Source organism: Rathayibacter sp. AY1A7, from assembly GCF_002930845.1.
Lineage (GTDB): Bacteria > Actinomycetota > Actinomycetes > Actinomycetales > Microbacteriaceae > Rathayibacter.
Map to the genome: position 1 here is coordinate 1 of NZ_PSTL01000012.1, position 13,883 is coordinate 13,883.

The window sequence follows — 13,883 nt, forward strand, 5'->3', positions numbered from 1 at the left end:
CCCCCGGAACCCGCCGCGCCGCCATCGCGCTCGAACACCGAACTCGCCCGCCCCGTCGCCGACCGGCCCGTCCGACGCCGCAGCCCCACCCGATCTCCCGCCGAGTCCTCCCGGCCGCGGCCGCGTTCTCCGCGATCGCGCTCGCCACCGTCATGGCCCTCCCGGGCACGCTGCTGCCCGCCTCCAGTGCGGCCGCCTCGCAGACCCCGGGAGTCGCCGCCGCGGTCAGCGCGCAAGCCTTCGTCGCCTCCGACCTGCCTGACAGCATCGTCATCCGCGACAACTTCACCGCCGCCGCTGCACCCGCACGCATCGTCGAGGTCACCACCGAGACGACCGACGCCGTGGGCCCCCTCGACGCAACTGACGACAATTCGGAAGCAGCAACCGAGACCGGGTCCACGGCGACCGAGCTCTCCAGCGGCTCCGTGCGCTGGCCCTTCCCCGTCGGCGTGCGCATCTCCGATGACTACGGCCCTCGAGTGGCGCCGTGCAGCGGCTGCTCCACCTTCCACAAAGGCCTGGACATGACCCCCGGCGCCGGCACGCCGATCAGCGCCGTCGCCGACGGCGTGGTCCGCGAGACCGGCGAGACCGACACCGGATTCGGCAACTACGCCGTCATCGACCACGTCGTCGACGGCGAACTCGTCAGCACCCTCTACGCCCACATGGAGTGGGGATCCCTCACCGTCTCCGAAGGGCAACCCGTGAAAGCCGGTCAGCGTCTGGGCGCCGTCGGCTCCACCGGTCAGAGCACCGGACCCCACCTGCACCTCGAGGTGTGGGCGGGCGGCACCGACCCCATCGACCCCTACGCCTGGCTCTCGAACAATGCGGGATAGAACCGCACCGCGACTCACCGAAAGATGCAAGACTGTTCATATGTTCATTCATGCAGCTATTGAGGGTGGTGCTCGTGGGATCTGATCACGCTCACGGGTCCGCCGTGTCCGCCGCCGGCAAGCACCGTCGGCCCCTCGTCATCGCGTTCTGCCTCACCGCGGCGTACATGGTGGTCGAGTTCGTCGTCGGGTTCTCCGTCAACTCGCTCGCTCTCATCTCCGACGCCGCCCACATGGGCACCGACGTCCTCGGGCTCGGGATGGCGCTGGCGGCGATCACGCTCGCCTCCCGCCCCGCGACCTCGCAGCGCACCTACGGCTTCTACCGGCTGGAGGTCCTCGCGGCGTTGGCGAACGGGATCCTGCTGTTCGCGGTCGCCGGGTACGTGATCTTCGAGGCTGTGCAGCGCTTCTCCGAACCGCCCGCGGTTCCGGGAGCGCCGCTGCTGATCACCGCGGTGATCGGGCTGATCATCAACCTGATCAGCTTCCGGCTGCTGATGGCGGGATCGAAGGAGAGCCTGAACCTCAAGGGCGCCTACCTCGAAGTGATGGGCGACCTGCTCGGATCCGTCGGCGTGATCGTCGCCGCGATCATCCTGCTCACCACCGGCTGGCCGTACGCGGACCCGATCATCGGTGTCGGCATCGGACTGTTCATCCTGCCCCGCACCTGGAACCTCACCCGCCAGGCGCTGCGGATCCTGATGGAGTCCGCTCCCGACGACGTCGACATGCCCGCCATTCAGCGCGACGTCCTCGCCGTGCCGGGCGTGGTCGCGCTGCACGATCTGCACGTGTGGACCATCACCTCCGGGATGGACAGCGCGAGCGGGCACATCGTCCTCGAACGCGGCGCCGACTACGAGAAGGTCCTCGCCGGGGTCCTCGTCGTCCTCAAGGACACCCACCACATCGAGCACGTCACGATCCAGTGCGAGCCCGAAGAGTTCTCCGAGACCACGAACCTGATCTAGGCACCGATGAGCACCGACACCCCCGATTCCCCGCCCGCAGCGCCCGCCGCTTCCCTGCCCGTCGACGCGATGCCCTCCACCGTGATGATCGAGGATCTCGCCGACGTCTTCGGGCTCCTCGGCGATCCCGGACGTCTGCGGATCCTCATCACGCTGCTCCCCGGCCCGCGCACTGTTGGCGAGCTCGCGGAGCACAGCGGTCTCAGCCCCTCCGCGACCTCGCACGCGTTGCGGCTGCTGCGCTCGCACCGCGTCGTCGAGGTGCACCGTACCGGCCGGAGCGCGTCGTACGCGATCGCTGATGAGCACGTGCGCGAGTTCCTCGAACGCGGGCTCGAGCACATCGGTCACACCGTCCTCGTGCACACCCTCCCCCGTACCTCCCATACCGAGACCGATGAGCGCTCCGGCACGGACTGCTCCCGCGAACCCTGACCCGAGCATCCCCTGCTCCACCGTTTCTGCCGACCTCCGGCCTGACAGAAAGCACTCCATGAAAACCAGCACCAAGGTCAACCTCATCGCGATCGGCGCCGTCGTCCTGATCGTCGCGGTCATCGCGGCGATCACGACGTTCCGCCCGTTCTCGCCCTCTCGCGAGGAGGTCGCCGCGTCGACCGCGGTGCTGGAGGAGAACACCCACCGCCTCGACGTCGCCGAGAACGGGGAGGTGACGTTGGTGGAGTTCCTCGACTTCGAATGCGAGGTCTGCGGGCAGGTGTATCCGACCATCGAGGAACTGCGGGAGGAGTACGCCGGCCGGGTCACGTTCGCGACCCGTTACTTCCCGATCCCCTCGCACCGCAATTCGAAGAACGCCGCGATCGCGGTCGAGGCCGCCGCGCAGCAGGACCGGTTCGAGGACATGTACGACCGGATGTTCCAGACGCAGGCCAGCTGGGGCGAGAGCCAGGACTCCAAGGCCGACGTGTTCCGCGGCTTCGCCGAGGAGCTCGGGCTGGACATGGCCCAGTTCGACGCCGACGTCGCCGACCCGGCCACCGCCGAGCGCGTCGATTTCGACTTCCAGGCCGGCCAGGACCTCGGCGTGCAGGGCACCCCCACCATCTTCGTCAACGACGAGGCGATCGACCTTCAACGACTCGACGACATCAAGGCAGCCCTCGACGCCGCGCTCGCCTCGTGAACCGTCTCCCGCGACGCACCCTGCTCACCCTGCCGATGGTCGCGGCCGTCGCGTTGGCCACGACCGGCTGCGCCCAGGATCAGCTGTCGGAGCAGTACCGGACCGGGTCGAACAAGAACTACGTCGCCGGCGACGGGACCGTCGTCGAGTGGCCTGCCGAGACCCGAGGCGAGCCGGTGGAGTTCACCGGGCTCAGCGAGACGGGCGAGACGATCACGGCCGAGGACTACCGCGGCACGGTCCTGGTCGTGAACTTCTGGTACGCCGCCTGCGCCCCCTGCCGCGCGGAAGCACCCGACCTGCAAGCCCTGTACGAGCAGTACACCGGGCAGGGCGCTGAGTTCCTCGGCGTCAACGTGCGCGACCAGGCCGACACCGCAGCCGCCTTCGCCCAGACGTACGGCATCACCTACCCCTCGATCGTCGACGTCGACGCGGCCGCGCAGCTCGCCTTCTCCGGGAAGTTCGCTGCGAACGCCGTCCCCACCACCATCGTCCTCGACGCGGAAGGGCGCCCCGCGTCCCGCATCCTCGGACGAGTCACCGCCCGCTCCATCCTCGACACCCTCATCGCGGATGCCATCGCGGAGGCGCCGTGAATTGGAGCGAGACCGTCTTCGCCGGCCAGCTGCTGATCGCCGCGCCCATCGCAATCCTCGCGGGACTGGTGTCCTTCGCGTCTCCGTGCGTGCTCCCCCTCGTCCCCGGCTACCTCGCCTACATCGGCGGGAACCCCGACCTCGCCACCGGAAGCCGCCGCCGGCTGCTGCTCGGGGTGGGACTGTTCATCAGCGGCTTCGCCGTCGTGTTCACCGCCTACGGCGCCGCGTTCGGTGCCCTCGGCACGTGGCTGCTGCAATGGCAGGACGTGATCACGCGGATCCTCGGAGCGTTCGTGATCCTCATGGGCATCGTGTTCATCGGACAGATCCGCTTCCTGCAACGCACCATCAAGCCGCGATGGAAACCCGCGACCGGCCTGCTCGGCGCGCCCCTTCTCGGCGTCGTCTTCGGCCTGGGCTGGACGCCCTGCTTCGGCCCCACCCTCGCCGCGATCTCCGCCCTCAGTCTCGACGGCGCCTCCGCCGGCCGCGGCGCCCTTCTCGGGCTGCTCTACTGCCTCGGCTTAGGGATCCCGTTCCTGCTCATCGCCCTCGGCTTCTCCTGGGCGAGCACCGCAACAGCGTTCCTCAAACGCCACATCCGCACCATCAACCTCCTCGGCGGAGCGCTGCTCATCCTCATCGGCACCGCCATGCTCACAGGCCTGTGGACCGAGGGGATCTACCGCCTCCAAAACCTCATCAACGGCTTCGTCACCCCCATCTGACCCCGCACATGACGCACACACCCCGGATCACCCCGAACGACGAGACGAGCCACCCCGCAGTGCCCAGCACACACCCGACCCTCGACGAAGCGCCGCAGCGCCCCTCACGGACGACCCGCGTCGCGCTGATCCTCGGCGCGCCCCTCGCGGCCGGCGCCGCACTGCTCGCCCTCGCCGCGACCGGCGCCCTGGACCCCGACCGGCTCCTCATCGACCCCGGCGTCGTCGCCACCCGCGGCCTGCCCCTCGCCCGCGTCCTACACGACCTCGCCGCAACGCTCACCGTGGGACTGCTCCTCGTCGCCCTTCTCCTGCCCCGCTCGAACCGTCCCGGGGACGCGGTCCGGGAGACCGCGATCCGGTGGGCGTCCTGGGCGGCCGCCGCCTGGGTCCTCTCCGCCGCCGCGGTCCTCGTCTTCACCGTCGCCAACGCGATCGGAGCCCCCGTCAGCTCCCCCACGTTCCCCGCGCAGCTGTGGTTCTACATCACCCAGCTCGAGCTCGGGCAGGTCCTGCTGCTCTCCCTCGCCGCCGCCGCGGCCGTGCACGTGATCACCCTGCTCACCCCCGACCGGGCGTGGAGCGGTGCTGCGTTCGCGCTCGCCCTGTTCGCTCTGCTCCCGCTCGCGTTGACCGGTCACGCGGCCGGCGCCGACGAGCACGTCAACGCCGTGAACAGCCTCGCCGTGCACCTCGTCGGGGTGACTCTGTGGGCTGGAGGCCTGCTCGGCGTCGTCCTCCTCGCCCGACGCCTCGGCGCGGCCCTGCCCGACGTCGCCGAACGGTACTCGCGGGTCGCCGGATTCGCGTTCGCCGCCGTCGCCCTCTCCGGGATCATCAACGCCTCCCTCCGCCTCTCCGACCCCACCGATCTCGCCACCCCCTACGGGACCCTGCTGATCATCAAGACCACCGCCCTGCTGGCACTCGGCGCTATCGGCGCGTGGCACCGCGCCCGCGTGCTGCCCGGCCTGCGAGTCGAGGGACGTCGTCGCCGGGCGTTCCTGCGCCTCGCCACAGTGGAGCTGGTGATCATGGCCGCCACAATCGGTGTGTCCGTCGCGCTGTCTCTCTCCGAGACCCCGATCGGTGACGCGACGGTGAACGATCCCCGCCGCAACCTCCTCGGCTACCCCTACCCCGACCCGGTCACCGTCGCCCGCCTGTTCACCTCCTGGCACCTGGACTGGATCGGCCTCGCCGCCGCCGTGTCCGTGGCCTTCTGGTACCTGCGCACTCTCACGCGGCTGCGCCGCATCGGCCGCACTTGGCCTCTCCGGCGCACGATCGCCTGGTGCGCAGGCGTGCTGGTTCTGCTCTGGTCGACGAACGGTGGACCCGGCGTCTACGCCCAAGTGCACCTCAGCACCCTCCTCGGACAGCACCTGCTTCTCGCCGCCGTCGTCCCCGCGCTGCTCGTCGCCGGGAGACCGGTCGATCTTCATCGCGCGAACCGCGCTGCACACCTGCCGCCGTTCGCCCTCCCTCGTGCGTCACGCCGGTCCGGCGTTCTCGTGCAGGTGCTGCGGCGTCCCAGCGTCGCCGTGGTCCTTTTCTTCGCGAACCTCGCTGCGTACTACGGCACCGACTGGCTGCAATGGTCGCTGTTCTTCTACCAGGGGCGCGCCGCGATCATCGCCACCAGCATCACCACCGGACTGCTGCTCGCCACCGCCCTCTCCTGTCGCCCCGAACGCACCAGCGACGCCATCGAGCAGCTGCTCACCCTGCTCGCCACCGTGGCCGGATTCCTCCTCCTCGGCTGGACGCTGCGCGACACCGGCGGCATCCTCGCGCCGTCGTGGTGGATCGCGATGCTCTACCCCGACGACGCCGTCCTCTTCGATCAGGGCCGCGCGGGCGCAGTCGCCCTCATCGCCGCCACCGTCACCGCCCTAACCACCAGCGCACTCCTCAACCTCGCTCGACGACCCCGACGCACGACGGAGGCCTCCGCATGACCCGCCACCACCACACCCCGCTCCGCAGGGTCCACCGCTTCGCGGTCTCCGCGGTCGCTTTCAGCGTCCTGCTGGCCGTCCTCGCTCCCGCTCCGGCGATGGCGGCGGAGTATCCGAGTTGGGAGGACGTCGAAGCGGCCCGCTCCAGCGAGACCAGTAAGCAGGCGCAGATCGGGGAGATCACCGCGCTGCTCACCGAGCTTCGCGACAACGCCGACACCGCGCGCAGCACTCAGGACGCGCGCGTCGCCGACTACGAGAAGGCGCAGGCGACTCTCGACGAAGCCACCTATCGAGCCGACGAGCTCCAGACCGCCGCGGATGAGGCGAAAGCCCTTGCGGAGCAGTCCCGGAAGCAGGCCGGTCAGCTCGCGTCCACCCTCTCCCGCGCCGGCGGCACGAACCTCACTCTCGCGCTGCTGACCAGCGCCGACAGCGGCAGCCTGCTCGATCAGCTCGCATCGATGACCAAGCTGACAGAGAAGACCGACGCGATCTACACGACCGCCCGTACCGACTCCAACACCGCCACCGCCCTCACCGCTCAGGCAGAGATCGCCCGCGACGCTCTCGCGGATCTCGCGGCCGCCGCGGACGCCGCTCTCGCCGACGCGATCGCCGCGCGCGAGGCCGCCGACACCCGAGTGCAGGAACAGCAGGACTACGAGAGCACCCTCCGCAGCCAACTCGCCGTCCTCACCGAGAACCGCGCCGCGACCGAAGCCGACTACCAGACAGGCGAGGACGCGCGCCGCGCCGCGGAAGCAGCCCGAGCAGCCGCGGAAGCCGCCCGCATCGCTGCCCAGGCCGAAGCCGCCCGAATCGCCGAAGCTGCCCGCGCCGCTGCGCCAGCCAGCAGCACTCCAGCCGGAGGCACCACACCCGCAGGCGGCGGGGCGCCGGTCGCCGGCCCCTCCTCCCAAGGATGGGTGAAGCCCGTCTCCGGCCGCATCAGCAGCCCCTTCGGACCCCGCCCGCAGCAGCCCGTCGCCGGAGTGAACCCTTTCCACTACGCGACCGACATCGTCGCCAGCTGCGGGACCCCCGTCGCCGCCGCCTCCAGCGGCACCGTCTCCTACTCGGGCGCGTTCGGCAGCTACGGCAACTGGGTCCTTCTCGATCACGGCAACGGGATCCAGACCGGCTACGCCCACAACTCCACCCTCCTCGTCGACGCGGGACAGACCGTCACCGCAGGCCAGATCATCGCCCTCGTCGGCACCACCGGAGCGTCCACCGGCTGCCACTCCCACTACGAAACCCGCACCGGCGGCGCACGCGTCGATCCCGAACCGTTCATGCGAGCCCGCGGCGTCACCCTCGGATGATCGACTCCCGCACCAGCGCGGCCCACAGACGTTCACTGATGTCGCCCTTGCCGCGACGTCAGTGATCGCGGCTGCAGTGCCTGGTCCGTATTCGGGTTACCGACCGGACACTGCAGCCGTGTTCCCCTGACCACTCCTCATCTGAAAGAATCTGCGCATGGATGCAGACAGTAGGTGCGGGCGGCACGTCGAGAGCCCGTACGTCGAACTCGCGGTCGAGGTGTTCTCGATGCTGGCCGACGCGACGCGGGTGCGGATCGTGCTCGCCCTCGCCGACGGCGAGCTCGCGGTGAACGACCTGGCCGAGCGGGTCGGGAAGTCGCCCGCGGCGGTGTCGCAGCATCTCGCGAAGCTGCGGCTGGCGCGGGTGGTCTCGACCCGTCAGGAGGGGACGCGGGTGTTCTACCGCCTCATGAACGAGCACGCCCGGCAGCTCGTGGCCGACGCGATCTTCCAGGCCGAGCACCAGCTCGGCGGCACTCCCGCCCACCACCACGGGGAGGCGTCCGATGCGGACCGCACTGCGTAGCCGGGGAGTGCAGGCGGCGCTGCTCTCCGCGGTCCTGTTCGGCGCGGGAACGCCCGCGGCGAAGCTCCTTCTCGACTCCGTCAGCCCCTGGCTGCTCGCGGGACTCCTCTATTGCGGCTCCGGGATCGGGCTGGGCCTCCTGCGCCTGGTCCGCCGCTCCCCGCGCGTGCGCCTCGAGCGCGGCGAGTACGCACCGCTCGGCGGCGCGATCCTCTTCGGCGGGATCCTCGGCCCCGTCCTGCTGCTCGTCGGCCTCGTGAACACGCCCGCCTCGGGAGCGTCGCTGCTGCTGAACGCGGAGGGAGTCGCGACCGCGCTGCTGGCCTGGTTCGTCTTCCGCGAGAACGTCGACCGGCGCATCGCCGTCGGCATGCTCGCCATCGTCGCGGGCGCCGTCGTGCTCACCGTGCCCGCGGGGATCGCGTTCGGCAGCCCCTGGCCGGCGCTGGCGATCCTCGGCGCCTGCCTGTGCTGGGGCATCGACAACAACCTCACCCGGAAGGTCGCCCTCACCGACGCGACCTGGCTCGCCGCGGTCAAGGGCGGCGTCGCCGGTCCAGTCAACCTCGTCCTCGCCTTCGCCCTCGGGGCGCAGCTGCCCGCCCTCGGCAACATCGCGGCCGCGATGACCGTCGGCTTCTTCGCCTACGGGGTGAGCCTCGTGCTCTTCATCGTCGCCCTCCGGCACGTGGGCACCGCCCGGGCGGGCGCCTACTACTCCGTCGCCCCGTTCTTCGGCGCCGTCCTCGCCGTCGTCCTCGGCGAACCGGTGACCGCACCGCTCCTCGTCGCCGCCGCGCTGATGGCCGTCGGGATCGGACTGCACCTCACCGAGCGCCACGAGCACGAGCACACCCACGAGCCGCTCACCCACGACCACTGGCACACCCACGACGACCGGGACGAGCACCACCAGCACGAACACGACGAGCCTGTCCCCGCCGGCACCCGGCACCGGCACGTCCACACTCACGAGGCAATCACCCACACCCACGAGCACTACCCGGACAGCCACCACCGCCACGAGCACTGAGAGGATCGGCCGATCGCCACCTCGCGCCGAGAACGTCCGGCCCCTCGACGAGGCTGTCGCCGCCCGGATCCAGGCCGAACTCCTCACCTAGCCGCGTCAGGCCGCCGCGAGGGCGATGGCGGATCTGCTCCTCGATGGCGACTCGGGACCGTGCCGCCGAAGCGGGGTGACGGGATCGTTCGGCCGGGTCGGGGTGGGGTTGTAGGTCGTCTGGTCGCGGAAGATCGCCCAGATGACGTTGATGCGGCGCCGAGCGAGAGCGATCAGCGTCTACTTGTGCGACTTCCCCTCCTGGCGTTTCCGTTCGTAGAACGAGCGCGAGACCGGGCAGTTCCTTGACGCGATGAACGCCGCCTGGAAGCAGGCGTTCAACAGTCGCCGGTCGTATCGCCGTGGCCGGTGATGGTTGCCGGAGATCTTCCCGGAGTCACGCGGCACCGGGGCGAGACCGGCGAAGCTGGCCAGCCGGTCCGGCGTATCGAACGCGGCGAGGTCAGTACCGGTCGCGGCAAGGAAATCCGCGGCGAGCCTGCGCCCGAACCCAGGAATCGACACCAGAAGATCCGCGGATCTGCTGTCCTGCAAAGCGGCTTCGATCTCCCCGTCGAGCTCGGCGACCTCGTCGCGGATGCGGAGGAGATCACGCGCGGACCGGCTCACCAGCCGAGCCGCTGCCCCCTCCCCCACGACGACCGATGTCTGCTCGCGCGCGGCTTCCACCGCCGTCTTCGCGACCGCCGCGGATTTCCAGCAGCCCTGTCCCTTCAACCACGCCGCCAGCCGGCTCTCCCCCATGCGCCGGATTGCACCGGGGGTCGCGTACCGGGTGAGCAGCACCAGAGGTCCCCTGGTCGTCGCGTAGTTGAATGCCCCCTCGAGCGACGGAAAGTAGTGGACGAGGATGGCGCGCAGGCGATTCACGGCGCGGGTGCGATCGTGCACCAGGTCTTCTCGTCGCGCCGAGAGCAGGCGCAGTTCCGCGGTGACCTCGTCGGCCTGGCGCATCAGCGTCACGTCTCGCCGGGTCCGCGCTTGGTCGGCGATGATGACCGCGTCCTTCGCGTCTGTTTTGGCTTCGCCGCGGTAGGCGCCCGAGGCGTGGTGCACGACGCGGCCTGAGATGTAGAAGAGCGGCTGCGCATGCGAGTGCAGGAGCGTCTGCAGCAGCCCTGTCCCGCCGTGGTTGAGATCCGTTGCCCAGGCGACGTCGGTGCCGCCTGGCGGGGAGGCGACGTCGCCCATCAGGGTCAGGATCGCCGTTTCTCGGTTCTTGAAGCGTTGGGAGAGCAGCTTGGTTCCGTTGCCGTCGATGACGACGCAGTGGTGTTCGGTCTTGCCGGCGTCGATACCGGCCCAGAGTTGGGGCATGCAGGGTCCTTCCGTTGAGGGGTGCGGTGCGCCGTGAACGACCTTGCCGGCATGTCCTTACGGGGCGATCTGGTCGCGTTTCTCAATGAGCGGTCCTGCCGTTGCGGGGTCCCGGGCGGCTAATCATGGCGTGCCATCAGGCGGCTGAAGGCGGTCAGCCATACCCGGGACCCCTGGCGCGTTCCGGAGCCTACAACTGCCCCGGATCCACGGAAATAACGGTAAGGAAGGCGGTTCTCCGCCTTAGCAACCGAAGGGCGCAGTGCAACCCGGAGGGCGGCGGTGGAGGGAGTTTCGGCGCGAAATAAGGGAGCGCAGCGACCGCGTGCCGAAGTTTCGGAGGAGCCGGTGGCGCAGCCACTTGAACGGAGCCCGTAGGTAGCGACGACCGCAGCGAAGCGGAGGGAGCCGCCGAAGGCTTCACGGCAAAGAAGCGTGAGCCCAACGGGCGAACATCAGCGGCCGGCACCGCCGGCCGAACCTCTGGGCGGCGCTCCGTCGCCGCTGCGCGAGTGCAGCTCGCGCCCCCGGAACGGGGATGCCGGGGAGTGTGAGGGGATCGCCCCTCGCGGGCCGGCTGGAAGGCCGGCCCTCCCCCACCTGCGACCCCTGCATGTGAGACCGAGATCCGACTGCTGGACGCGGCGGATCTGGGGCACACCGAGATCTGATCGTCGCTGAAGGCCGGGGTCCCGCTCCCGGCCTTCGTCATTTCTGGTCCCCACCCGGAAAGGGGCCGCCGCGGAGGGACATCTGCCCGTTCCTGCACGGATGTTCACGGTAACGTCAGCCGACTCCTCAGCGGCGAGGAGGTCGGCGGGAGCTCGTGCCCCCGCCTGCTGCCGCTCGGGGCACTCAGCGAGGACCGACCCAGAGGACGACCATGCGACGACGACACGCCCTGCTCCCTGGAGCGCTCACCGGACTGCTGCTGGCCTCCGGGCTCGTCGCCGGAGGGCCCGCCGCGGCTCCAGCGGCGGCCGCTCCGGTGGCCCCCGCTCCCGCCGCTCCCGCTCCCGCTCCGGACCGCCCCGTCGCGGCTCCGGACGCCGAGCCCACCGTGATCGAGCCGGAGGCGGACGCGACGACGCAGCAGGCCGCCCTCGCCCTCGACGCCGACTTCGTCGACGTCGAGATCCCGGCGCGCGCCCAGGTGCAGACGCACCGCGTGACGATCGCGCTCGTCGCTCCGCAGGGCACCGTCCCGGGCGGGTACACGACCGCCGACGCCGTCCGCGCCCTCGACCTCGTCGACCGGTTCTACTCCCGCGAGACCAGCGGGGCGATCCGCTTCGAGCTCGACCAGGTCGTCGACTGGCAGGTCGTCGACCAGCCGATCGGCTGCACGAACACGGGCGAACTGCAGGACTGGATCGCGCAGAGGACCGGCTGGCAGCGCGGACCGGGCAAGCACCTGGTCGCCATGGTGCCTGAGGGTGACCCGTGCCCGAACTGGGCCAACGGCGAGCAGTCCGGCGATCCCGATGACGGCGGACGCGCGTTCCAGCCCGGACCGGACGCGTACTTCCTCGCGCACGAGCTCGGCCACAACCTCTCGCTGCCGCACGCCTACAGCGTGAACTGCGCCACGACCCGCGACTACGCCTCCACCCCGCTGCCCGCGGACTGCCGCCGCGAGGAGTACGGCAACCGGACCGACGTGATGGGCGGCGCCTGGTCGTTCCTGCCGCTGTCGTCCCCGTCGCTGGCGCGCCTGGGCACGCTGCCGAACACCCGCCAGCCGGTCTGCGGCGCACCCCGCACCACGACGCTCGACACCCTCGGAGCCGGACCCGCCGGCCGGCGTGCGCTCACCTGGAACGACCCGCAGGACACGGGCATCCGCTACTGGGCGCAGTACAACGACCGCGCCGACACGATGTCCGACGGCGGCGCGTACACGAGTCCCTTCCAGGTGCGCCGCGACGTCTCGGGCGTGCAGATCCTGCGCTCGAACCCGGGCCAGCCGTACGCCGGCGACCTGCTCGAGCGTCCGGGCGACGCGAGCGAGGCGAACGAGTTCGTGCTCGCCGGAGAGAGCGCAGTGCTCAACTCCGGCATGTCCGTGCGGGTCGACCGGATCGACGAGCTCACCCGGACCGCGACGGTCACCGTGACCGTGCCGTGCACCGACTACGTCGGCGACATCGCTCCGCTCGCCTCGTCGACGAGCGCTTCGTACACCTCGCCGTGGACCTCGGTCGGAGCGGTCGCCGACGGCGCCGCCTCGACGATCTGGGGCTCCTGGCCCCGGGTCGGAGAGCAGCACGTCGAGCTGCGCTGGCCGAGCGCCGTGACCGTCGACAGCGCCTCGGTGCTGTTCGCGAGCGACGCGGCCGACGCCGACGGACGCGGGCTGATCCCCGCGCGGTCGTGGCGGGTCGAGCACCTGGTCGGCGACGTCTGGACTCCCGTGAGCGGAGCGGCTCCCGGCCGCGAGCGCGACGTGCTGAACCGCGCGACGTTCGCTCCGGTGACCACGACGGCGCTGCGGCTCGTGTTCACGGCGTGGGGAGCCGGCGAGTACGGCGGGTCCACGGGCGTGGCCGAGATCGAGGTGAACGGCATCGCCCTCGCGGCCTCGGCGGAGGCGCGCGGGACGCTGCAGAGCGTGCCGACCGCGACGACGCGCGACCTCGCGCAGTCCGTGCTGGTGCGCGACTCCTCCGGTCGCGCCCTCGCGGGCCGCTCGGTGGGCTTCGCGATCACCGGGCCGGCGGCCTTCGGGAGCGGAGCGACGACCGCCGCGGTGCTGTCGGGCGCCGACGGCGTCGCCGCGCTCCCCCGGATCCGCACCGGCTCCACCGCCGGCACCGTCTCGATCACCGCGCGCGTCGACGGCGTGACGACGGCGCTGGCCGGAGCGAGCGTTGCGCCCGGCGCCTCCGTCACCGCGAAGGCGACCTCGCGGCTGATCCTCGGGAAGGTCGTCGTCACGGTGACGGCGACGAACACCGGCCGCGCGGCCGCCGATCTGACCGTCGTGACGCCCTACGGCACGGCGTCCTCGGCCGCGGTCGCCCCGGGCGCCACGGTGACCAAGGTGTTCCGCACGGGCAAGAGCTCGATCGCCGCCGGCACCGGCACGGTCACGGCCGTCTCGGGCGCCTCGCGCGCGAGCGTCTCGGTGGTCATCCCGCGCGCGTGACCGGGACGGGGGCTGCCCGCCCGCCAGGACGACTCCGTCCGGGCGGGCGGCTGCTGTTGGCGTCGAGGTGACGCGCCCGGCGACGTGCCGCGGCGGAGTGATCGGGGGACACGATGAGGCGGACGACCGCAGGGATCGCACTGGCAGGAGCACTGCTGCTCGCCCTGACGGGATGCGCGGGCGGAGGCGGGACGGTGGGCGAGGTCCGACTTGTAAG

Annotated in this window: 11 protein-coding genes and 1 pseudogene; 11 read left to right on the forward strand and 1 reads right to left on the reverse strand. The window is 70.9% G+C overall.

The window, feature by feature from the left end; translation table 11 throughout:
- From C5B95_RS10495 to C5B95_RS10540, 10 genes are all read left to right on the forward strand, one after another.
- On the forward strand, positions 1-845 hold an 845-nt coding region (locus C5B95_RS10495; protein ID WP_104349112.1), incomplete at its 5' end, for a M23 family metallopeptidase.
- A gap of 74 nt (positions 846-919) precedes the next feature.
- Positions 920-1,822, forward strand: coding sequence for a cation diffusion facilitator family transporter (locus C5B95_RS10500; RefSeq protein WP_104349166.1), 903 nt, complete (start codon positions 920-922; stop codon positions 1,820-1,822).
- A gap of 6 nt (positions 1,823-1,828) precedes the next feature.
- The gene (locus C5B95_RS10505; protein WP_243592670.1) at positions 1,829-2,257 is read left to right on the forward strand and encodes a helix-turn-helix transcriptional regulator; all 429 of its coding nucleotides are present in this window, start codon (positions 1,829-1,831) and stop codon (positions 2,255-2,257) included.
- A gap of 58 nt (positions 2,258-2,315) precedes the next feature.
- A complete protein-coding gene (locus C5B95_RS10510; protein WP_104349113.1) occupies positions 2,316-2,969 on the forward strand; it encodes a thioredoxin domain-containing protein in 654 nt (217 codons plus the stop codon).
- A complete protein-coding gene (locus tag C5B95_RS10515; protein ID WP_258059944.1) occupies positions 2,966-3,568 on the forward strand; it encodes a TlpA disulfide reductase family protein in 603 nt (200 codons plus the stop codon). Before C5B95_RS10510 ends, C5B95_RS10515 begins: the two co-directional genes overlap by 4 nt.
- The gene (locus C5B95_RS10520) at positions 3,565-4,299 is read left to right on the forward strand and encodes a cytochrome c biogenesis CcdA family protein (protein ID WP_104349114.1); all 735 of its coding nucleotides are present in this window, start codon (positions 3,565-3,567) and stop codon (positions 4,297-4,299) included. Before C5B95_RS10515 ends, C5B95_RS10520 begins: the two co-directional genes overlap by 4 nt.
- A gap of 8 nt (positions 4,300-4,307) precedes the next feature.
- Complete coding sequence (locus C5B95_RS10525; RefSeq protein WP_104349115.1) at positions 4,308-6,260, forward strand: cytochrome c oxidase assembly protein; 1,953 nt, start codon at positions 4,308-4,310, stop codon at positions 6,258-6,260.
- Positions 6,257-7,588, forward strand: a complete 1,332-nt coding sequence (locus C5B95_RS10530; protein WP_104349116.1) for a M23 family metallopeptidase — start codon at positions 6,257-6,259, stop codon at positions 7,586-7,588. Before C5B95_RS10525 ends, C5B95_RS10530 begins: the two co-directional genes overlap by 4 nt.
- 157 nt (positions 7,589-7,745) lie before the next feature.
- Entirely contained in the window at positions 7,746-8,117 is a 372-nt protein-coding gene (locus tag C5B95_RS10535; RefSeq protein ID WP_104349117.1) for a metalloregulator ArsR/SmtB family transcription factor, read from the forward strand.
- The gene (locus C5B95_RS10540; RefSeq protein ID WP_104349118.1) at positions 8,098-9,150 is read left to right on the forward strand and encodes a DMT family transporter; all 1,053 of its coding nucleotides are present in this window, start codon (positions 8,098-8,100) and stop codon (positions 9,148-9,150) included. Before C5B95_RS10535 ends, C5B95_RS10540 begins: the two co-directional genes overlap by 20 nt.
- A 186-nt stretch (positions 9,151-9,336) precedes the next feature.
- On the opposite strand, the pseudogene C5B95_RS10545 reads toward C5B95_RS10540, so the two are convergent.
- Positions 9,337-10,518, reverse strand: a pseudogene (locus C5B95_RS10545) (IS110 family transposase); the annotation flags it as partial.
- 883 nt (positions 10,519-11,401) lie between these two features.
- On the opposite strand from C5B95_RS10545, the gene C5B95_RS17485 reads away from it, so the two are divergent.
- The gene (locus tag C5B95_RS17485; RefSeq protein ID WP_181068047.1) at positions 11,402-13,666 is read left to right on the forward strand and encodes an Ig-like domain-containing protein; all 2,265 of its coding nucleotides are present in this window, start codon (positions 11,402-11,404) and stop codon (positions 13,664-13,666) included.
- Positions 13,667-13,883: the final 217 nt, after the last annotated feature.